This is a genomic window from Thauera mechernichensis (assembly GCF_029588855.1).
Classification (GTDB): Bacteria; Pseudomonadota; Gammaproteobacteria; order Burkholderiales; family Rhodocyclaceae; genus Thauera; species Thauera mechernichensis.
On record NZ_JARQZE010000005.1, the window covers coordinates 243,618 to 265,015 of the forward strand.

18 protein-coding genes are annotated in these 21,398 nt (G+C 66.0%); 10 read left to right on the forward strand and 8 right to left on the reverse strand.

Annotated features, from left to right (window positions below; all coding sequences use genetic code 11):
• Positions 1–205 precede the first annotated feature (205 nt).
• The gene (locus tag P7F68_RS09810) at positions 206–436 is read left to right on the forward strand and encodes an RNA-binding S4 domain-containing protein (RefSeq protein WP_002927982.1); all 231 of its coding nucleotides are present in this window, start codon (positions 206–208) and stop codon (positions 434–436) included.
• Here P7F68_RS09810 and P7F68_RS09815 read toward each other — a convergent pair.
• From P7F68_RS09815 to P7F68_RS09825, 3 genes are read right to left on the reverse strand one after another with little or no spacing between them, the layout of a single operon-like run.
• Positions 424–2,196: a potassium channel family protein gene (locus P7F68_RS09815; protein ID WP_277832741.1), complete on the reverse strand. Its 1,773-nt coding sequence runs from the start codon at positions 2,194–2,196 to the stop codon at positions 424–426. The two genes, P7F68_RS09810 and P7F68_RS09815, sit on opposite strands and share 13 nt — an antisense overlap.
• A 24-nt stretch (positions 2,197–2,220) precedes the next feature.
• A complete protein-coding gene (locus P7F68_RS09820; protein WP_002942318.1) occupies positions 2,221–2,604 on the reverse strand; it encodes a DUF6394 family protein in 384 nt (127 codons plus the stop codon).
• A 16-nt stretch (positions 2,605–2,620) separates the two neighbouring features.
• Positions 2,621–3,007, reverse strand: a complete 387-nt coding sequence (locus tag P7F68_RS09825) for a YchJ family protein (RefSeq protein ID WP_002942320.1) — start codon at positions 3,005–3,007, stop codon at positions 2,621–2,623.
• A gap of 151 nt (positions 3,008–3,158) precedes the next feature.
• On the opposite strand from P7F68_RS09825, the gene P7F68_RS09830 reads away from it, so the two are divergent.
• The 8 genes from P7F68_RS09830 (at position 3,159) to P7F68_RS09865 (ending at position 14,195) form a co-directional block, all read left to right on the forward strand.
• The gene (locus P7F68_RS09830; RefSeq protein WP_002942323.1) at positions 3,159–3,845 is read left to right on the forward strand and encodes a DUF502 domain-containing protein; all 687 of its coding nucleotides are present in this window, start codon (positions 3,159–3,161) and stop codon (positions 3,843–3,845) included.
• Positions 3,846–3,989: 144 nt separating this feature from the next.
• A complete protein-coding gene (gene acnB, locus P7F68_RS09835; protein ID WP_277832746.1) occupies positions 3,990–6,587 on the forward strand; it encodes a bifunctional aconitate hydratase 2/2-methylisocitrate dehydratase in 2,598 nt (865 codons plus the stop codon).
• A 263-nt stretch (positions 6,588–6,850) separates the two neighbouring features.
• Positions 6,851–7,135, forward strand: coding sequence for an excalibur calcium-binding domain-containing protein (locus tag P7F68_RS09840; RefSeq protein WP_277832748.1), 285 nt, complete (start codon positions 6,851–6,853; stop codon positions 7,133–7,135).
• A 58-nt stretch (positions 7,136–7,193) separates the two neighbouring features.
• Positions 7,194–10,328: a DUF3427 domain-containing protein gene (locus P7F68_RS09845; protein WP_277832750.1), complete on the forward strand. Its 3,135-nt coding sequence runs from the start codon at positions 7,194–7,196 to the stop codon at positions 10,326–10,328.
• Between the two features lie 84 nt (positions 10,329–10,412).
• On the forward strand, positions 10,413–11,222 hold the full coding sequence (locus P7F68_RS09850) for an ABC transporter substrate-binding protein (RefSeq protein WP_277832752.1): 810 nt from the start codon (positions 10,413–10,415) through the stop codon (positions 11,220–11,222).
• A 135-nt stretch (positions 11,223–11,357) separates the two neighbouring features.
• Positions 11,358–12,419: a DUF2157 domain-containing protein gene (locus P7F68_RS09855; protein WP_002942333.1), complete on the forward strand. Its 1,062-nt coding sequence runs from the start codon at positions 11,358–11,360 to the stop codon at positions 12,417–12,419.
• On the forward strand, positions 12,416–13,279 hold the full coding sequence (locus P7F68_RS09860; protein ID WP_277832755.1) for a DUF4824 family protein: 864 nt from the start codon (positions 12,416–12,418) through the stop codon (positions 13,277–13,279). The genes P7F68_RS09855 and P7F68_RS09860 overlap by 4 nt, the downstream gene beginning before the upstream one ends.
• Before the next feature lie 349 nt (positions 13,280–13,628).
• The gene (locus P7F68_RS09865; RefSeq protein ID WP_002942339.1) at positions 13,629–14,195 is read left to right on the forward strand and encodes a DUF5610 domain-containing protein; all 567 of its coding nucleotides are present in this window, start codon (positions 13,629–13,631) and stop codon (positions 14,193–14,195) included.
• Between the two features lie 15 nt (positions 14,196–14,210).
• Here the strand turns inward: P7F68_RS09865 and P7F68_RS09870 are convergent, their stop codons facing one another.
• Complete coding sequence (locus P7F68_RS09870) at positions 14,211–15,122, reverse strand: LysR family transcriptional regulator (protein ID WP_277832757.1); 912 nt, start codon at positions 15,120–15,122, stop codon at positions 14,211–14,213.
• Between the two features lie 120 nt (positions 15,123–15,242).
• Between P7F68_RS09870 and P7F68_RS09875 the strand changes: the two genes are divergently transcribed.
• Entirely contained in the window at positions 15,243–16,319 is a 1,077-nt protein-coding gene (locus P7F68_RS09875) for a tartrate dehydrogenase (protein WP_277832759.1), read from the forward strand.
• Positions 16,320–16,379: 60 nt separating this feature from the next.
• Here P7F68_RS09875 and P7F68_RS09880 read toward each other — a convergent pair whose 3' ends face one another.
• The 4 genes from P7F68_RS09880 to P7F68_RS09895 all read right to left on the reverse strand — a co-directional run bounded on the left by P7F68_RS09880 (position 16,380) and on the right by P7F68_RS09895 (position 21,378).
• Positions 16,380–16,847, reverse strand: coding sequence for a universal stress protein (locus tag P7F68_RS09880; protein ID WP_002942353.1), 468 nt, complete (start codon positions 16,845–16,847; stop codon positions 16,380–16,382).
• Between the two features lie 58 nt (positions 16,848–16,905).
• Positions 16,906–19,110, reverse strand: a complete 2,205-nt coding sequence (locus tag P7F68_RS09885; RefSeq protein WP_277832763.1) for a TRAP transporter permease — start codon at positions 19,108–19,110, stop codon at positions 16,906–16,908.
• A gap of 96 nt (positions 19,111–19,206) precedes the next feature.
• Positions 19,207–20,190 carry a TAXI family TRAP transporter solute-binding subunit gene (locus P7F68_RS09890; RefSeq protein ID WP_277832765.1) on the reverse strand — a complete coding sequence of 328 codons (984 nt, stop codon included), beginning with the start codon at positions 20,188–20,190 and terminating at the stop codon, positions 19,207–19,209.
• A 156-nt stretch (positions 20,191–20,346) separates the two neighbouring features.
• Entirely contained in the window at positions 20,347–21,378 is a 1,032-nt protein-coding gene (locus tag P7F68_RS09895; protein WP_002942359.1) for an LLM class flavin-dependent oxidoreductase, read from the reverse strand.
• Positions 21,379–21,398: the final 20 nt, after the last annotated feature.

Genomic DNA, 21,398 nt, shown 5'->3' on the forward strand with positions numbered 1-21,398 from the left:
TTCGGCAGGCGGTGGAGGGCGTGAGGACGTGATGGTAGCAGCAGCGTTGGATGGAAGAATGCAAAAGGCTCGCGACTGGCGTCGCTCCTGCGGTGCCCCTTAGCGCACGTCGCCTGCAGGGGGCGCGGCGCGGGCCGGCAGGCCGGATTCAATTGAGTTGGAACGGGCTCGCAGGCTACAGTGGCGACCGTTTGTGGAGAATACGATGACGATGCAGTTTGAAGTGCGCGGGGAGTACATTCAGCTCGACCAGTTGCTCAAGGCGAGCGGGCTGGTGGGCTCGGGGGGTGAAGCGCATGCCCTGGTGGAGCAGGGCGGTGTGGCGGTGGATGGCGTGTGCGAGACGCGCAAGCGCGCCAAGCTGAGGCCCGGGCAGCGCGTGCGCCTGGGCGGTGAGGAGGTGGTACTGGTCGCCGCGGGCGCTCAGGGCAGATAGCTGCCGTTGCTCTTTGGTCTGCCGTTCGCCGGGGCGGGCAGGCTTGCTCGCGCCTTGCTGCGTGCGAGGCGCTCCCAGATCCAGCCGCCGGGCAGGTCTTCGCCGGTGAGCACGTAGTTGAGCGTGTGCTCGTTGCCGACGATGAGCCGGAAATCGTTCAGCGCGGCCGCGGTACCGGCGAGCAGCAGTTCGTCACCGGCTCGGATTGGTGTGTTGGCGGCCGGCATCAGCAGGTGGTCGTCGTCGTCGCGATCGAGGAATAGCACTTCGCAGTGCAGCGCCACGCTGCGATCGACCGGCGAGCGCAGCAGCATCGACAGCGTCACAGTCTCGCCGCGCATCAGGCGCCGGTAGAGGGCTGGGGCGCGGCTGAGGTTGATGCGTTCGCTGCGGATCTCGGGCACGGTCCAGCCCAGGCGGGTGGTGAGGCGTTCGAGGTGGGCGCCGCACCAGTCCTCGTCACGCGTGCGCACCTCGGCAAGGAAGGGGGCGAGCAGCGGTGTGCTGAGGATGGCCAGGCATTCGTGGGCGATGATGCGGCTCGGTACTACGGTGATGTCCGATTCGAAGGCATCGAACAGGGCGCGGTTGTCGTAGTGGTTCTGGCGCAGGATGACGAACAGTCCGGGGTTGAGCTCGCGCGCGGTCACCGCGATCGACAGGTTGTCGACATCGGAGCTGGTGCCGCACACGATGCCGCTGGCGGTGGTCACGCCTGCTTCGGTGAGGGCGTCCTTGCCGGTGCCGTCGCCCTGCACCCAGCGGTGCACGCCGTCGCCCTTGGGCTCGATGTCGATGATCGTCACCGGCACCGCCTCGGCATCCATGGCATCCACCATCCAGCGCCCGAAGCGGCCATGGCCGCAGATGATCCAGTGTCCGCGCGGCGGGTCGCGTCGGCGTTCGAAGCACGTACCCGGCAGCCCGGTGAGCCAGCCCATGAGCTGGGAAGCGTTGGGCGCATGCAGCGCTAGCGCCAGCGTCTCGCTGAAGCGTTCGAAGGGGTTGATGATGTGGCGGGTGCCGAAGGAGGCCATGTTTGCCGAGGTGGCGCGATGCTCGGCACGGCATACCGCCGGCACCTTGGGCGCCAGCAGGCGCGCCGAGATGGCCAGTGCGAGGTTGGTCTGGTCGTCGTTGGTGAGCGCAACCACGCCCGCGCAATGGGGGTGTGTGAGGCCGGCATACTTGAGCGTTTCGGGGTTGCCGGCGTCGGCGCAGATTGCCGGTACGTCGAGCGCGTAGCTGTGCAGGTCGATCTCGCCCACCTTGTTGTCGTCGATTTCCAGTACGACGGCGCGCACGCCCTTGCGGTCCAGTGCCTGGCAGATGAGCCGGCCGGTCTCGCCATAGCCGGCGACCAGGTAGAAGGGTTCGCGCAGGCGGCGCACCGCGCGCACGAAGCGCTGCATCGATATGGCCTGGCGCAGGCTGCGGTCCGACAGCAGGTTGAACACCGAGCCCAGCGTGTAGGCCCAGCCGATCACCGACATGTAGATGGAGATGGTCACCCACAGCCGCTGCTGGTCGGAGAATGAGTAGGGCACCTCACCGAAGCCGATCGTCGTCGCCGTGTAACTCATGAAGTACAGGGCGTGGAAGAAGCTCAGGTAGGTGACCTTGCCGTCGTCGTCCACGCCGGGTACCAGCGTGAGCCCGAGCACCGAGATCGCCATGATCGTGATCAGCATGATCAGCGGTGTGCGCATGCGCCGCATGATCAGGAAGAAGACGCTGTGGTGGCGGGCGAGCGGTTCCATGGCCGTTATCCGGGCGGGAGCAAGTCAGCGGCGCTGGATGATGGTCTCGGCGATGAGGATGACCACCGACACCATGTTGGCCAGCAGCGCGCCTGCGGACAGCGACACGATGCTGGCCGTGGCCTCCGGTGTCACGCCTGCTGCGGAGACGTGGGCAGCGTAGCCCCACACCATGGCCGCCGCCACCAGCTGGAGGTCGGCCACCAGGCTTGTCGACAGGTGGATGGCACCGATCTGGGTGCGATCGCCGAACTTGAGCACGGTGGCGATCATGCTCACCACGAGGGCGGCGAACAGTTCGTAGATGTGATGGTGGGTGGGGTTGTCGAAGTCGCCGAGCACGAAACCGAAGTTGAGCGTGGCAGCGAGCACGATGAAGAAGCCGAAGATGACTTTTTCGAGGTTCATGGCGGGCAGGTCCGGGTCAGAAAAGGGTTCCGTCGACGTAGTACCAGCGCTCGTCGACACGCACGAAGCGGCTGCGCTCGTGCAGCCGGTGGGCGCGGCCACCGATACGGTAGCGGGCGACGAACTCGACCTCGGCGCGGTCGGGTGCGCAGCGTACATGGTCCCTGACCTGCAGGCCGATCCAGCGTACCGCCGGCTCATTGGCTAGGTCGAGCGCAGCCGGGCGCGTGCTCGGGTGCCAGGTGGCGAGCAGGTAGTCTTCGCGGCCGAGCACGAAGGCGGTATAGCGCGAGCGCATGAGGGCTTCGGCACTGGCGGCTGGTGCGCCGCTGTCTAGCAACAACGCGCAGCAGTGCGCATGGAGGCGGCTGGAGCCGCAGGGGCAGGGCTGGTCTGGCTTCATGCTGGATCAAAATGCTGCAATGCCCCGATTCTGCCCGAATTCGACGCATGCACAGAGAAAACCGCTAACGCGCATGGGATGCCGCGCGGCGGGCAGCGGGCTTGCGGTATCCTCGCACGCTTTCACATCCGCTTAACGAACCGCGCTCGCGATGGACAAAGACACACAACAACGCATCCGCACCACCCGGCGCTACCTGCTGATCGGCCTGTTGACGGCCGCGCCGCTGTGGGTCACCTGGCTCGTATTCGACTTCATCTTCACCCAGCTCTCGAAGCTGGGCACGCCCTGGGTCGTTGCCATCTCGCGCGGCCTGCGGCGCAACTACCCGGCGATTGCCGATTTCATCCTGCTTCCGCAGTTCCAGTCGGTACTGGGCGTCATCTTCACCCTGGTGGTGCTCTACCTGCTGGGCTGGCTGGCTTCGCTGGTCATCGGCCAGCGCATCATCGACTGGCTCGAGCGCCTGGTGCAGAACATTCCTCTGGTGGCGGCCATCTACGGCGGCACCAAGCGATTTCTCGCCGCCGTCAAGGAGAAGCCCGCTGGCGTGCAGCGCGTCGTGCTGATCAGTTTCCCCAGTCCGGACATGAAGGCAGTGGGCTTCGTCACCCGGGTGATCCGCGACGAGACCACCGGTGAGGAACTGGCCGCCGTGTATGTGCCGACTTCGCCCAATCCGACCTCCGGATACATCGAGATCGTGCCGGTGTCGAAGGTCGTGTCGACCGACTGGACCATGGACGAAGCAATGAGCTTCGTGATGACCGGAGGCGCCACCTCGCCGGCGAACATCCGTTATCGCGCGGCAGGCGAAAGCCGCGCCGGAGAAGAGTAGAATCTGCAAGTTTTCACCCGGATCACGTGTCTGCTTGCTGCGCTGCACCGCAAGTCTTATAAAAGACATATAATCCAGTTCGATCCGCAAGGGTGATCCCCGTGCGGAGCCTTGATCACCGCCACGAAAAGTGAGGAAGTCGCCGTGCTTGAAGCCTACCGTGCCCATGTCGCCGAACGTGCCGCCCTCGGAATCCCGCCGCTGCCGCTGAGCAAGCAGCAGGTTACCGAACTGGTCGAGCTGCTGAAGAACCCCCCCGCCGGCGAGGAGGCCTTCCTCGTCGAGCTCCTCACCTATCGTGTGCCGGCTGGCGTGGACGACGCCGCCAAAGTCAAGGCCGAGTTCCTGGCCAAGGTCGCCAAGGGCGAGGAAGCCTGTGGCCTGGTGTCGCGCGCCAAGGCGACCGAGCTGCTGGGCACCATGCTGGGCGGCTTCAACATCAAGCCGATGATCGACGTGCTGGGCGACGCCGAAGTGGGTCCCATCGCCGCCGAAGGTCTCAAGAAGACCCTGCTGATGTTCGACTACTTCCATGACGTCAAGGAACTGGCCGAAAAGGGCAACGCCAACGCCAAGGCCGTGATGCAGTCGTGGGCCGACGCGGAGTGGTTCACCAGCCGCCCGGAAGTCCCCGCCTCGCAAAAGCTCACCGTGCTCAAGGTCACCGGCGAAACCAACACCGACGACCTGTCGCCCGCGCCGGACGCATGGTCGCGCCCTGACATCCCGCTGCACGCGCTGGCCATGCTCAAGAACCCGCGGCCGGGCATCGAGCCGGAAGAAGCCGGCGTGCGCGGTCCGGTCAAGTTCATCGAAGACCTGCGTGCCCGCGGCAACCTGGTCGCCTACGTCGGTGACGTGGTCGGCACAGGTTCCTCGCGCAAGTCCGCCACCAACTCGGTGCTGTGGTTCACCGGTGAAGACATCCCCTTCGTCCCGAACAAGCGCTTCGGCGGCGTGTGCCTGGGCTCCAAGATCGCCCCGATCTTCTTCAACACCATGGAAGACGCCGGCGCGCTGCCGATCGAGATCGACTGCGGCCAGTTCGACATGGGCGACGAGATCGAGCTCAAGGTCGACGCCCAGAGCGGCAAGGTCACCGCGCTGAAGAACGGCGCCATGATCGCCGAGTCGCAGCTGAAGACCCTGGTGATCCTGGACGAGGTGCGCGCAGGTGGCCGCATCCCGCTGATCATCGGCCGTGGCCTCACCACCAAGGCGCGTGAGGCCCTCGGCCTGCCGCCCTCGACGCTCTTCCGCCTGCCGCAGGCCCCCGCCGACACCGGCAAGGGCTTCTCGCTGGCGCAGAAGATGGTCGGCCGCGCCTGCGGCATGCCGGAAGGCCAGGGCATCCGTCCGGGTACCTACTGCGAACCCAAGATGACCACCGTCGGCAGCCAGGACACCACCGGCCCGATGACCCGCGACGAGCTCAAGGACCTCGCCTGCCTCGGCTTCTCCGCCGACCTGGTAATGCAGTCCTTCTGCCACACCGCGGCCTACCCGAAGCTGGTCGACGTCAAGATGCACCGCGAGCTGCCGAGCTTCATCAGCACCCGCGGCGGCGTGTCGCTGCGTCCGGGCGACGGCGTCATCCACTCCTGGCTCAACCGCCTGCTGCTGCCCGACACCGTCGGCACCGGCGGCGACAGCCACACCCGCTTCCCGATCGGCATCTCCTTCCCGGCCGGCTCCGGCCTGGTCGCCTTTGCCGCCGCCACCGGCGTGATGCCGCTCGACATGCCGGAATCGGTGCTGGTGCGCTTCAAGGGCACGATGCAGCCGGGCGTCACCCTGCGTGACCTGGTCAACGCCATCCCGCTGTACGCGATCAAGCAGGGCCTGCTCACCGTCGAGAAGAAGGGCAAGAAGAACGTCTTCTCAGGCCGCATTCTCGAGATCGAAGGCCTGCCTGACCTGAAGGTGGAACAGGCTTTCGAACTCACCGACGCCTCGGCCGAGCGCTCCGCCGCCGGTTGCACGGTCCACCTCAACAAGGCGCCGATCGTCGAGTACATGAACTCGAACATCACGCTGATGAAGTGGATGATCGCCAACGGCTACGAGGATGCACGCACCCTGCGCCGCCGCATCAAGGCCATGGAACAGTGGATCGCCAGTGGCGAGCTGCTGGCGGGCGACGCCGACGCCGAATACGCCGCCGTGATCGAGATCGACCTGGCCGACATCAAGGAACCGATCGTCGCCTGCCCGAACGACCCGGACGACGTCAAGCTGCTGTCCGAAGTCGCCGGCGACAAGATCGACGAAGTCTTCATCGGCTCGTGCATGACCAACATCGGCCACTTCCGCGCCGCCGGCAAGGTGCTCGACGGCAAGACAGACATCCCGACCCGCCTGTGGATCGCCCCGCCCACCAAGATGGACGCGATGATCCTCAACGAGGAAGGCTATTACGGCGTGCTCGGCAAGTCCGGTGCCCGGATGGAGATGCCGGGCTGCTCGCTGTGCATGGGCAACCAGGCGCAGATCCGCAAGGGCAGCACCGCGATGTCGACCTCGACGCGTAACTTCCCCAACCGCCTGGGCATCGACACCCGCGTCTATCTGGGTTCCGCCGAGCTGGCTGCGGTGTGCGCGCTGATGGGCAAGATCCCGACCGTGCAGGAGTACCTGGCGCAGGTGGAGGTGGTCAACAAGAAGGCCGCCGACATCTACCGCTACATGAACTTCGACCAGATCGAGGAATTCCGCTCGGTCGCGGATACGGTGGAAGTCTGAGGCGGTAGCTAGCTGGAAGGCTGGGACGGCCGGGAGGCCGTCTCGCGCGAGAACCCCTCGTCAGAGTGTCTGACGGGGGGTTTTGCTTTTGGAGGGCCGTAAGCGCTTGCGAGCCCCCCGGCCATTGCCAGTTCCACGAGAAGGCGATCGCCCTCGTCGGGCAGCTTGGGGCTCATTTTGAACGCAGAAGCGGACGTTCACATGCCAGCTGCCTATAATCACGAACGAATCAAACTGTGATCTCTATCGGGATTGGTGACGACTTGAAGAAATTGCTGATTTACGCGCTCATCGCCTTTGTCGGCTGGACCTACTACCAGAAGAACATTGCGCCAACACAGGCAGAGGCATGGGTGGAGCCGCAAGCGTCTCGTGCGCCGGCCGCTGCAGTCGCCCAGCCAGCAGAACGGTTCTCTTGCGACGGCCGACAGCACTGCAGCCAGATGCGCTCGAGAGCTGAAGCGGAGTTCTTCCTGCGCAATTGCCCGAATACGAAGATGGACGGTGACGGCGACGGCATCCCCTGTGAAAACGACAGCAGGTTCTGACATGCCTCCAAGCAGCCGGCTTGCCGCCACACGCTGAGCCCGCTTCCGAGACCGGTGCATGCCCTTGTCCGACGGCCTCTACGACCAGCTCCTCACTGATGCCCTGCGCGACGTCGTCACGCGCACGACGGACGCGCGCGCCCATAGCCTCAGGCCCCTCACCGCTGAAGACGCCCCCGAGCGACTGGCGGATGCGCTCGCCTCCCAGCTTTCCCGTATCCTCGAGGACCTGCATGGCGACGGTGCCGAGAAGCTTCGTCAGCAACTCGACCTCGTCAACTTCCTCCTCGTCAGCCTGAAGCAGCGCCTTGGTAGGCGCGCCGACGACGCTGAGACACTGGCCGCGCCGCCACAGATTCTCCAGGCCATCCACCAGCAGTCGCCAAAGCCGGCGATCCCGGAGACCGGCCTGGCCTTCCCCTGGCTCTTCACCGCGGGGAAGGGCTCGCCGTCGCTGCTGACGGAGTTGCGCAGCGAGCTGGCGGCCTGCGATCAGGTGGACATCCTGGTGAGCTTCATCACCCATTCCGGCGTGCGCAAGCTGCTCGACATCCTGCAGACGATCACCGCGGTCGGGCCCGATGGCGAGCCGCGCACGCGGCTGCGGGTGCTGACCACCACCTATACCGGCGCGACAGAGATCCGGGCGCTGGATGAGCTCGCCCGGCTGCCGGGCTGCGAGATCCGCGTGTCACTCGACGGCCGTCGCACCCGGCTGCATGCCAAGGCCTGGCTGTTCCGCCGCCGCACCGGCTTCGGCTCCGCCTACGTGGGCAGCGCCAACTTGTCGGGCGCAGCCTTGATGGGCGGGTTGGAATGGACGGTGAAGTTCACCGAGCGCGGGCAGACAGATCTGTTCGAACGCGCCAGCGCGCACTTCGAGACGCTTTGGGAAGACAGCGAGTTTCAGGGCTACGACTATGCCAACCCTGTGCATCGCAAGGCACTGGGCGACGCGCTCAGGCGCGAGTCCGGCGACGAGCTGATCGCGCGCCCGACCTACTTCGACCTCGAGCCCAAGGCCTACCAGCAGGAGATGCTCGACCAACTGCAGATCGAGCGTGATCACGGCCGCTGGCGCAACCTGGTGGTGGCTGCGACCGGTACCGGTAAGACGGTGGTGGCCGCTTTCGACTACAAGCGGCTTTGCCAGCAGGCGGGTGGACGGCCGCGCCTGCTGTTCGTGGCGCACCGCGAGGAGATCCTGAAGCAGGCGCTGCGCACCTATCGTGAGGTGCTGCGCGACCACGCCTTTGGCGAGATGCTCGTCGGCGGCAGGCAGCCCGAGGGCTTCGAGCATCTGTTCGCCACCATCGACAGCGTGTCCGCGCGCGAGTTGGTGCCCCGTTGCGGTGCCGATTACTGGCACACCGTGGTGATCGATGAGTGCCATCGCCTGGCAGCGGATCGCTTCGATGCCTTCGCGAGCAGGGTGCGGCCGCGCGTGCTGCTCGGCCTGACGGCGACGCCGGAGCGCAGCGATGGCAAGCCAATCCTGGGCTACTTCGACAATCGCCCGGATGGCTCGCCGGCGGTCGAGCTTCGGCTCTGGCATGCGCTCGACCAGCAGTTGCTATGCCCCTTCGAGTATTACGCCTGCGACGACGAGACCGATTTTTCCGCTGTGCCTTGGCAGCAGTCAGGGGAGGTGGCCGCGATCGACAAGCTGGTCACCGGCAACGATGTCCGCGCGCGCCTGGTGCTTGACGAGTGGCGGCGCCTGGTGGGTGATCCGACGCGCGGGCGGGCGCTGGTGTTCTGCGTCTCGGTGGCGCATGCGCAGGACATGACCGCGCGACTGAACCGGGCCGGCATCAAGGCGCTGTGCGTGGTGGGCGACACGCCCGTGGACGAGCGCAGGCGGGCACCCGAGCTGCTCGCCCGCGGCGATGTCGCCGCGCTGGTGACCTGCGACCTGTACAACGAGGGCGTCGACCTGCCGCTGGTCGATACGCTGCTCCTGCTTCGCCCGACACAGAGCCCGGTGCTGTTCCAGCAGCAGATCGGCCGCGGCCTGCGCCTGGCCAAGGGCAAGGAGAGTTGCCTGATCCTCGATTTCGTCGGTCGGCACCGCGAGGAATTCCGCTTCGACCGCCTGCTGTCGACGCTCACCGGGCTGTCGCGTGCGCAGTTGATCGAGGCGGTGGACAAGGGCTTCGGCCTGCTGCCGCCGGGTTGCCACATCCACCTGCAGCGCCAGACGCGCGAGCAGGTGCTGCGCAGCCTGCGCAAGCTGGTGCAACAGAACTGGCGGCGGCTGAAGACGGAGCTGCAGGCCTACGCCGCCTTGCGTGGACGTACCGACATCAGGCTCTCGAGCTTCCTCGCCGAGCAGGCGATCGAGCTCGACGACCTGTATCGCAGCAGCGGCCGCTCCGGCTGGACCAACCTCAAGCGCGACGCGGGGCTGCTGAGTACGCCGCCGGGCAGCGAGGATGATTACTTCGGGCGGCGGTTTGGTGATTTGCTGCACATCGACGACCCGGTGCGGACCGATCTGCTGTGCTCGCTGCGGGAGCCGGACGCGGTCTACCGGATGCAGGGCGAGCGGGAGCGCAGCTTGCTGCAGATGCTCGCCTACCAGCTCGATGCGCAGCAGCATCAGAAGGGGCGTGGCGAGGATTTCCTGCAGCGGCTGCAGCAGCACCCCGAGCACGCGGCCGAGCTCGCCGAGTTGGGCGGGGTCTTGCAGGCGCGTAGCAGCCTCCGCTTCCAGGCGGTGCCGGGTTTGGAGGATGTGCCGCTCAGCCTGCACGCGGCCTATGGTATCCGCGAGATCCTCACGGCGCTGGGCTGGCTGAGCCCGAGCCGGCGGACGCCGTTCCAGGCCGGTGTGCTTGCGCTGCACGAGCGCAGAGTCGAGTTGCTATTCGTGACGCTGGACAAGCGTGAGGGCTACCACGAGCGCATTGCATATCGGGATTATGCGATCAGCCCCGAGCTCTTCCACTGGCAGTCGCAGAACTCGGCGGGGCCGGAAACCCCTGCCGGGCGGCGTTATTTGGAGAGCCCGGGCAATGGGTGGGGCTTCCAGCTTTTCGTGCGCATGGCCAAGGGGGCGCCGTATCGGGTGTGCGGGTCGGTCACGCTCGAGCGGGCGGAGGGTTCAAAGCCGATGAGCATCCACTGGCGGCTGGGTGTGCCTTTGCCCGGGCGGCTGTTCAGGGAGTTCAGCATCTTGAGAGGGGCGTGAGCGGTAGGGGCGGGCGGTCTGAGTGGGAAGATTTGTGCTTGGCGCCGCGCCTGCAAGCGGTCGCAGGTGGAGGATAATCGGCGCATGAAAACACGCCGCCTCCCCTCCCGCATCGTCTGCCTCACCACCGAAACCGTCGAAGTCCTCTACGCCCTGGGCGAGGAAGCCCGCATTGCGGGCATCACGGGGTACACCGTGATCCCGCCGCGCGCGCGCAAGGAGAAGCCCAAGGTGTTTGCCTTCTCCAGCGGCGACCTGGAGAAGATCCTCGCGGTCAATCCCGATCTGGTGCTGGGTTTTTCCGACATGCAGGCCGACGTGGCGCGCGATCTGATCAAGGCGGGCGTGGCGGTGCATGTGTTCAACCAGCGCAGCGTGGACGGCATCCTGGCGATGATCGAGACGCTGGGCCGCCTGGTCGGGGCGGAGGATCGCGCGCTGGCCCTGGTCGAGGAGCTCGAGGCGACGATGGCGGCGGTGCGTGCGCAGGCTGCTGCGCTGCCGCGGCGACCGCGGGTTTATTTCGAGGAGTGGGACGAGCCGCCGATCAGCGCGGTGGGCTGGGTGTCGGAGCTGATCGGGATCGCTGGCGGCGAGGATGTCTTCGCCGAGCGCGCATGCCATCCGGGCGCGGCCCAGCGCATCCTGGCCGATCCCCTGGAGGCGGCCAGGCGGGCGCCGGACATCGTGGTCGGCTCGTGGTGTGGCAAGCGCTTCCGCCCCGAACGCGTGGCAGCGCGCGCCGGCTGGGAGGACGTACCGGCAGTGCGCGATGGCGAATTGCACGAGGTGAAATCGGCGTTGATTCTGGCGCCCGGACCGGTGGCGATCCGCGAAGGCTTGCCGGCGCTGGCCGAGCTGATTGCGCGCTGGGCAGTGCGCCAACACGCCTGAGGCGGCAACGGCGGCGGCGACGCCCCGTACGGCCGGCCCGCTTATAGTGCGGGCTTCGCGGCCTGCCTTGCCGGCCCGCGCTGCGCCGGATACGCTCACGTCATTGAACACGTTTCGAGAGGCAATCTGCCCACCATGAGCCCTTCCACCCGTAGCGAAGCCCAGCAGCGCGTTGACGATATCCATGCCTTTCGTGTGGAACTCGCCCGCCTCGAAGGCGAGGGCGTGCTCCAGCTCGAGAGCGCACAGCGGCAGGCGCTGACGCGCCACCACGACAGCGTGCTGGACGACTTTGCGGTGCGCTTCGACATCGACCGCGACACCCAGGCGCGCCAGCTCTCCCTAGGCATGCGTGTGGCCTCATTCCTCGGCGCACTGGCTTTGGCGGCGAGCGTGTTCTTTCTGTTCTACCAGTTCTGGGGCTTCTTCACCGAGACCGCCCAGGTCGTGACCCTGATCGGCGCCAGCCTGGCCAGCCTGGGGCTCACGGCATGGATCCAGGGCCGCGATGCCTCGGGCTACTTCACCAAGCTTGCGGCCATGGTGGCGTTTGCCTGCTTCGTGCTCAACCTCTACATGCTGGGGCAGATCTTCAACGTCACACCGTCGGATACGGTGCTGCTGCCCTGGGCCACGTTCGCCTTCCTGCTTGCCTACCGTTATGACTTGCGTCTGCTGCTGGCTGCGGGCATTTGCTGCGTCATCGCCTGGGTGTCGGCGAGGGTGGGGGCCTTTGGTGGCGTGTACTGGCTGTCGGCCGGTGAGTGGCCCGAGCATTACTTCCCGGTCGGTGCGCTGCTACTCGCAGTGCCGATGCTGATTTCGCATCGGCGTTTTGCCGGCTTCGAGGCCATCTATCGTGTGTTCGGCTTGCTTTGCTTGCTGGTGCCGATGCTGATCCTGGGGCACTGGGGGCGGGGCAGTCACCTGGACATCGACCCCTGGCTCATCGAGGGCGGCTATCAGGTGGCGGGCTTTGTGGTCAGTGCGCTGGCGATCTGGACGGGCGCTCGGCGCTCGTGGAACGACATGGTCAACACCGGCATCGTGTTCTTCGTGCTCCTTCTCTATACCAAGTTCTTCGACTGGTGGTGGGCCATCATGCCGAAATGGTTGTTCTTCCTCGTGCTCGCGCTGTCGGCGATCCTGGTCCTGGTCGTGCTACGGCGTCTGCGTGGGCGCGGGGTGCCGGCATGAACACGCGTACGCTGACCCTGGCCTTGGGGGCCGCAATAATCGTGGTGGCCAATGCTGTCGCTTTGGGCGGGGTCGCCTGGAACCGTAGCGGCGAACCCGAGAGCCGCCTGGCGCTGTCGCAGCGCGAACTGGCGAAGACGGCTGAATGGCGGGCTCACCATGAGGACAGCGGCCTCGCACTGTCGTTGAAATGGCGCATACCGCGCGCCGGGCAGGAAGCTTACGAGAAGAACGGCTACTGGAGCTATGGCGGCAGCCCGTCCTGGCTGGACGAGCGCCGCCTTGCCGAGCTGGGTTTCGACGTTGAGCGAGCGAAGGCGCAAGGGGCAGGGCAGCAGCCTTACCTGCGCAAGTCAGAGCGTGAGGTGCTGGTCGTGCTCGAGCTGGCCGGAGCGGCCTGGGAGCAGGCGCTGGAGGGGGCCCGCCGCAACCTCGCCGACAAGCAGGCTGCGCTGGCGGCGGAGCCCGATGCAGAGCAGGTCATCCGTGCGGAGAAGCAGGCGCGCGACTGGCTGGAGCGTGAAGAACGCCACAATAGCCGCCTCTTTGCGATTGACGCCGGCACTGATCTTGCGGGCCTGCGCGCGCAGTACCCCGACCGAAGCCGCTACATGATCCTGACTGCCCACCTGCGCCTGCATCGCAGTGCGAACGGCGACGAAGTCGTGCTGGGGGGATACCTGAACACCCGCGCCGGACACCGCATCAACGTGCCGCATGCCTTGCGCGGTACTTTTGCCGCTGCGCGGGTGGCGGAGGTGTATGAGGTGTATGAGGCGAGCGGAGCGGCGCCGTTTGGCGTGGTGCTTGCGGTGGGGCGGCGGCTTGAGCCGTGGATCGAGTCTGTCGTTCAGCGTTGAACGGGCACCGGTGCGCGGCGCCGTAATTGCCTTTGAAGGCTCGCGGCTTGCGCCGCTCCCAGTGGAGAGACTCACCCGCGGCGGCTGGCTTTTCGGTAGGAGCGGCGCCAGCCGCGAGCTTTTCCGAGCCAGACCCAGGCGGCATCGCCTTCAACCCCTCGCGGCTCGCGCCGCTCCTACAGCGCTCCAACCGCTGCCGATCGCTCCCTGGAACTGCGAGCTGTTGTGCGTCCCCGCCTTGACCGTCAAGCCTTGTGGTGAAGCGAGGCGGGTGGGGAAGCGAAGAGGGCGATCGAGAACTAGAATGAAAGTGAAGGGTCCAGTATCCGAAGCTTAAAAGGAGACCGCAATGAGCCCGATTTCCGCCCCCCAGGCGAGCGGCATGCAGCAGTATGGCGCCACCGTCCAGCAGGGCGCTGGCGCGGCGCGGGCGCAGCCCTTGCCGACCCGGGCCGAGGCCCGTGAGCAACTCAACGTGCAGATTCTGCAGTCGTCGATGGAGGTCTCGATCCGCTCCGGTGATGAATCACTCGCGCTGTTGCTGAGGTCGGCAATCGAAGGTATCAATGCGGCGCTCGCGCCGACGCTCGGCCCTGATGCGTTGCAGAACGCAATGACCCAGGACAACTCGGCTGAGGCAACGGCCGAACGTATCGTGTCGATGTCGACAGGCTTTTTCGAGGCTTATGCGTCGGGCCGGCCGGGCGAGGATGCCGAGACGGTGTTGCGCGATTTCATCGACGTGATCCGCGGGGGCTTCGAGCAGGGCTTCAACGAGGCGCGTGACATCCTGAGCGGGCTGGGGGTGTTCAATGGCCAGGTCGAATCCGACGTGATGAAGACGCGTGAACTGGTGCTGCAGGGGTACGACCGCTTCATCCTCGACCGCCTGCCGACGGCCGACCAGCAGGCCTGAGCCTTGCGTTGGCCGTCAGCCTTGCTGCGGTGCCGAGGCCTTGAACCAGGCCTCGAGGAACTCCACGCACACGCGCAGCTTGGCCGAGTGTGACAGCCGCGAGGGGTAGACGGCATACACGTCAGCTTCTTGCGCATAGTCGGGCAGGACGCGAACCAGTTCGCCGCTGGCGATGCTCGGGCCGACGTCCCAGATCGAGCGCAGGATGATGCCGTGGCCATCGGCTGCCCAGCGCCGCACCACCTCGCCATTGTTTGCAGACAACGGGCCGCCGACGCGGACCGTTTCCAGCCCCTGCGGGCCGCGCAGGCTCCAGCGCCCGAAATCCTGGTCGCGCTCACGGATCACGATGCAGTCGTGCGCAGCCAGCGCTTGCAGGCTGCTCGGGGTGCCGTGGCGTTCGAGGTAGGCGGGGGCGGCGCACAGGACGCGAGCGTTACCGGCGATGCGGCGCGAGATCAGGTTGGCTTCCTGCACCGTACCGATGCGAACGTCGAGTTGGAAGCCTTCGCCCACCAGGTCGACCGGGCGGTCGAGCAGTTCGAGCTGGATCTCCAACGCGGCATAGCGCTTGGCGAGTGCGGACAGCGCGGGGGCAAGGCAATTGCGGCCGAACCCGGAGCTGCAGCACAGCCGCAGCAATCCGGCCGGCTCGGCGCGGTGGCTGCTGATTGCCTCGGTCATCTGGTCGACATTGTCGAGTATGCGCTGGGCCCACTGGTGGACGATGTCGCCCTGCTCGGTGGTGCGCAGGCTGCGTGTGCTGCGATGTACAAGGCGGGTTTGCAGGTTCTGCTCCAGCAGTGCGATCCGCTTGCTGATCAAGGCCTTGGAGACGCCGAGTTCGCGCGCCACGGCGCTGAAACTGCGCTGGCGCACGAGTTCGCAGAAGAGACGGAGGTCTTCGAGTTGGGGTCTATTGTTCACTATTCATGCACATCGAGTTCACGCTTTTCTGGATTGTAGCTTTTTACGTGAACGCTAAGCTTGGCGCTCGTGGCATGAGGATGCCAAAAAAGTCGTTTGGGCCAAGCGGAGAGAGCGGGAATGAAGACACACAGGATTGCGGTCATCGCAGGGGACGGAATTGGCAACGAGGTGATGCCGGAAGGCCTGCGCGTGGTTGAGGCGGCCGCGCACAAGTTCGGCATCGGCTTGGCGTTCACCACCTTCGACTGGGCCCATTGCGGCTACTACGAGAAGCACGGGCAGATGATGCCGGCGGACTGGTTCGAGCAGCTCCGAGGTTTCGATGCGATCTACTTCGGCGCGGTGGGCTGGCCTGACAAGGTGCCCGATCATATTTCGCTGTGGGGCTCGCTGCTCAAGTTCCGGCGTGATTTCGACCAGTACGTGAACCTGCGCCCGGTGCGCCTGATGCCGGGTGTCCCCTGCCCACTGGCAAACCGGAAGGTCGGTGACATCGACTTTTACGTGGTGCGTGAGAATACCGAGGGCGAGTACTCGGCGATCGGGGGGCGCATGTTCGAGGGCACCGAGCGCGAAACGGTGATCCAGGAATCGATCTTCACGCGCAAGGGTGTCGACCGGGTGCTGAAGTACGCGTTCGAGCTGGCGCAGCAGCGGCCGAAGAAGCATCTGACCTCGGCGACCAAGTCGAACGGGATGGCGATCAGCATGCCGTACTGGGACGAGCGTGTTGAGAACATGGCTGCCGCCTACCCCGATGTGCGCTGGGACAAGTACCACATCGACATCCTGACCGCGCGCTTCGTGCTCAGCCCGGAGCGCTTCGACGTGGTGGTGGCCTCAAACCTGTTCGGCGACATCCTGTCCGACCTGGGCCCGGCGTGCGCGGGGACGATCGCGATTGCGCCCTCGGCCAATCTCAACCCCGAGCGCAGCTTCCCGTCCCTGTTCGAGCCGGTTCATGGTTCGGCGCCAGACATTTACGGACGCAACATCGCCAATCCGGTGGGCATGATCTGGTCCGGGGCGATGATGCTCGACTTCCTGGGCAATGGGGATGCGGCCCATACCGCTGCACACGATGCCATCCTGCGTGCAATCGAGACCACGCTTGCCGAGGGGCCGCGCACGCCCGACATGGGTGGTACAGCCAGCACCAGCGACATCGGCAGGGCAATCGCCGCCGCGCTGTAAACGCAGCTGCCCGCCTGGGTGGCGGGCAGCGGGCGACACTTGGCGGGACCCCAGGGGGTGTTACTTGTCTTCGCCGTTCTGGCCGCGGACGATGAGCACGCTGATGCCGACCTTGCGCACGAGGTTCTCCGCCACGCTGCCGAGCAGCAGTCGGCGTACGCCGCGGCGGCCATGGGAGCCGACCACCAGCAGGTCTGCACCCGAGCTCTTGACCGCTTCGGCGATCAGGTCGTCGGTGTGCTCGCCATGGCCGCGCAGCATGTGGATGCGCGCGTTTACACCTGCAGCCTGTGCCTGCTCGAGCGCGCGGTTCAGTACGCCCTTGCCGCCAGACTCGAGCGCGTCCTTGAGTTGATTGGCGTTGGAGGTGGTGACCCCGCCGCTGTGGAAGACATGGACGAGGTGCTCGTCGATGGCGTGGGCGATCTCGAGCAGCGCGCCGTGCACCTTGGCGACGCCGATGGCTTCGTCGAGTGCCTTCTGCGAGGTGCGGCTCTCGTCGATGGCGATGAATACGTGTTTGTACATGCGTGACTCCTGTCGTGAGGGCGGGCGGCCCGCGTACTGTGCAGCCGCCCGCAGGGGGTCAGTCCAGGCCCTTGGCCGTGTTTGCCGGGTTGACGAACTTGCGCTGGAAGGCGAATACCACGCCTGCAGCAGCCAGGCCGATGAGGTCGGAGGCGAGGCCGCCTGCGATCATCGCCAACGCTGCCAGGATAAGCACAACACGCAGCGCCAGGTTGACCAGGCCGAAGAACCAGCCCTGGATGCCCGAGGCGAGCAGGTAGATGCCGAAGGCCGCGGTGACGAAGGCGTGCAGGTTCTCGTACCAGGCGCCTTGCATGAGCAGCGGCGCGGCATAGAAGAACATGAACGGAACCACGAAGGCGGCAAGGCCGAACTTGAAGCTCTCGACACTGGTCTTCATCGGGTCCGACTGCGCAATGGCGGCACCGGCGTAGGCTGCGAGCGCGACCGGCGGCGTGATGGCCGACATGACTGCGTAGTAGAAGATGAAGAAGTGCGCCGTCAGTGGCTCGATGCCGAGCTGGATCAGACCCGGGGCGATGACGCTGGCGGCCACCGCGTAGGCAGCCGTTGTCGGCATGCCCATGCCCAGGATGATCGACACGCACATCGCGAAGAACAGCGCCACCAGCTGACTCTGGCCCGCGAGCTCGAGCAGCATCGACGAGAAGCGGGTGCCGATGCCGGTGAGCGCAATGACGCCGACGATGACACCCGCTGCGGCGCACACCGCGACGAGCTGCAGCGACATGCGGGCGGCGATCTCGAAGGCGTAGAGGATCTCCTTCACGCCCATGCGGAAGGGCGTGAACCAGCTCACCACCGCGGCGGCGGCCATGGCCAGCGTGCCGGCGCGGATCACCGAGTAGCCCATGAAGAGGGCGCCGATCAGGGTGAAGATGGGAATGAACAGGAAGGCCTGGCGGGCGAGCTTGCCGAACTCGGGCAGGTCTTCGCGCGGCAGGCCGCGCATGCCCTTCTTCAGCGCTTCCTTGTCGACCATGAAATAGATCGACAGGAAATACAGAGCGGCCGGGATGATGGCGGCGATGACGATGTCCGAGTACGCGATGCCCGTGATCTCGGCCATGATGAAGGCGCCGGCGCCCATGATCGGCGGCAGGATCTGGCCGCCGGAGGAGGCGGCTGCCTCGACCGAGGCCGCCGTCTGCGGTGTGTAGCCGACGCGCTTCATCAGCGGGATGGTGAGCGAACCGGTGGACACGACGTTGCCGGCCGAGGTGCCGTTGATGGTGCCCATCAGTGCCGACGAGAACACCGCCACCTTGGCCGGCCCGCCGCGCGCACCACCTGCGGCAGCGAAGGCGAAGTTCACGAAGTACTCGCCCACGCGGCTAGCCTGCAGAAAGGCTGCGAAGGTGATGAACAGAATGATGTAGGTGGACGAGATCGCCGTGGTCGGGCCCAGGATGCCGTTGTCGGTGTAGATGAAGGCGAAGAAGCGCGCCGGGGCATAGCCCTTGTGCTCGAGCACGCCGGGGAGCCAGGGGCCGACGAAGCCGTAGAGGATGAATACGGAGACGATCGCGACCAGGGCGAGGCCGGCGAGGCGGCGGGTCATCTCCAGAATGAGCAGAATGCCGGCGATCGAGGCAAACATGTCATTGAAGTGGGGGAAGACCTGGGCGCGGATACGCAGGAACTCGGCGTGCGAGATGATGTAGGCGCCGACCGTGATTGCGGCGACGGCCATCAGCACGTCGGGCAGGGCGACGCGGTCGCGGGCGTGGGTGGGAGAAACCCATGAGGCGATCAGCGCAAGCGTGGTGCCGCCGAGCAGTGGATAGCCGAAGGTCCACAGCATCGCCTCCTTGGGGGCACCGGTCTTGACCAGTTCGCCAGAGGTGATGGCGAGCATGATCTGGCCCAGGGCGATCAGGATCATAACCGCTGCAGGCAGCAGCAACGCCCACTCGAGCGGGCTGAGCGCCTTCTTCCCGGCCGGCTCGGCCGGGAACGCGCGCCCCGAAAAATAGATGAAGCCGAGCGCCAGGCCGGTGGCGACGTGGGTCAGGCGGAACACCCAGGTCTCGAGGGGGTAGAAGTTCATCACCCCGATGTGGAAGGCGGTGTAGAGAATGCAGAGGGCGGCGAACACCCATGCAAGCTTGCCGGTGAATACGCGCTGGTTGGCGACGACGACTTCGGCGTCGACGCCCGCTGCGATGTTGTCCTTGTCGCGAATCTCGAAGTCGCTGGCTGGACCGGCCGTGTTCGCCGATTGCGGCGCTTGGCTGTTCATTGGGAGTCCTCCCGGTGCTGTTCTCGTTGGGATAGGGTCAAAAAAAGGGCCAGAGTCGCGGCATCGCGTTGCTCTGGCCCTTTGTCAGCGCAGGCTTCAGTCCTTGAGCTTGGCCGGGAGCGTGATGCCCTTCTCTTCGTAATAGCGCACGGCACCCGGGTGGTAGGGCAGGAAGCCGTTCTTGTCGACGTTCTCGAGCAGGGTCTCGGAGGCCGCGCTATGGATCTGCATCATGCGCGGATTGTTCTCCATCACCAGCTTGGTGATCTCGTAGGCGAGGCTGGCGGGCATGTCCTTGTGCGCTGTGGCGAAGTTCCACATGGCCACGGTGTTCTGGTCATAGTCGTGCCCGGAGTAGGTGCCGGCCTTGATCGTCAGCGCGGAAACCTCGGGGTGCTTGTCGAGGATCTTCGGCAGTTCGGTGTCATTGAAACCGAACATCACCACCTTGGCTTCGGCTGCGAGCTGGCTGAAGGCCGAGATCGGGATACCCGCGGCGAAGCAGAAGGCGTCGAGCAGGCCGTCCTGCAGTTGGCTGGCAGCGTCGGATGCGCCCGAGTTGGACTGCCGCGGCTTGACATCGAGGGTCGCCATGAAGCGCGGCCAGTAGGTGCCAGGGGTGCCGCCTGCGGGGCCGACGCTGACGCGCTTGCCGTTGAGGTCGCTCACCGCCTTGATGCCGGAACTGGCCATGGTGATGCACTGGAAGGGCGTCTGATACATCGGGAACAGGGCGCGCACATCGGTGTGCGGCAGGCCGGGTGCGAGTTCGCTCTTGCCGTTCCAGGCGTCGTACATCGGGCCCATGGTAACCAGGCCGATGCCGTGCTCCTTCATCTGCACCAGGGTGGCGTTCTGTACCGGACCACCGGTCACTTCGCCGCTGGCGGTGATGCCGAACGTCTCGCCGATGTAGGCGGCGAGGCCGTTGCCATACACGAAGTAGGTACCGCCCTGGCTTGCTGTGCCCACCGTGAGGGCGCGCGGCCAACCGGTACGGTCCTGGGCGATGGCCGCTCCTGCGCTGACGAGCGTGGCGCCGGCAATGACGGCTGCGATGGTTTTGACGAATCCTTTCATACCTGTCTCCTGGTCAAGTGGAATGGCCTTGCCGCACGAAGTGTTCGGTCGGCAGGTCAGACATCGCCCGGGCGGGCGAGCGCTGGTCGTGCGCCTCGCTTTGCTGCAAGGTCGCGGTCAGCTTGATGACAGGTTAGGCGCTCGGTCCGCCGCCGCCTATTGTGGATATCGCGTAAGGGATGCGCGCAGGCCCCACGCCTTCGCAATCTGCGCGTAGGAGTCGAGTCGGGCCTGGTGGTCGAAGATCTGCCCTGCGAGAATCAGTTCGTTGGCGCTGGTGCGTTCGACCAGGCGTGCGAGCGTATCGCGTACGCTGGCGGGGGAGCCCACTGCGGTGCACGCCAGGGACTGGTCGGCAAAGGCAAGTTCGGCGGTCGACCACTCGCGTTCGTTGAAGGCGTCCGGGGGCGGCAAGGGGCCGCGCAGGCCGCGCGCCATGGCGGCGAAGCGCAGCCGCAGCGAACGTAGCAGATGCTGCGCCTGCTCGTCGGTGTCGGCGGCGATGGCATTGGCAGCGACGATGACGTAGGGCGCTGCCAGCGCCTCCGAGGGCTGGAAGCGGTTGCGATAGAGCTCGACCGCTTCCATGAGCATGCGCGGGGCAAAGTGCGACGCGAAGCCGAAAGGCAGGCCGAAGTGGGCGGCGAGCTCTGCGCTGTAGAGGCTGGAGCCGAGCAGCCAGATCGGGACGTCGAGGCCAACCCCCGGTACGGCCATCACGGCTTGACCCGGGCGAGGTGGCTGGAAATAGCTGCGTAACTCGAGCACGTCCTGCGGGAAGCTGTTGTCGCTGTCCATGAGGTTGCGGCGTAGCGCGTGCGCGGTGATCTGGTCGGTGCCGGGCGCACGCCCGAGGCCGAGGTCGATGCGGCCGGGGAACAGGGACTCGAGCGTGCCGAACTGCTCTGCGATGACGAGCGGCGCATGGTTCGGCAGCATGATGCCACCGGCGCCGACGCGGATGCGGGTGGTCGCTGCGGCGACGTGACCGATGACCACCGCAGTTGCGGCGCTCGCGACGCCAGTCATGTTGTGGTGTTCGGCCAGCCAGTAGCGGGTGTAGCCGCAGCTGTCGGCGAGCTGCGCCAGTTCGCGGGTGTTGCGCAGCGCATCGGTCGCGCTGCTGCCGAGCGGGATGGGGGCGAGGTCCAGGATCGACAGCGGAACCGGTGGGGCGCTCGGGTACATGGCGGCTTGCTAGAATCGCG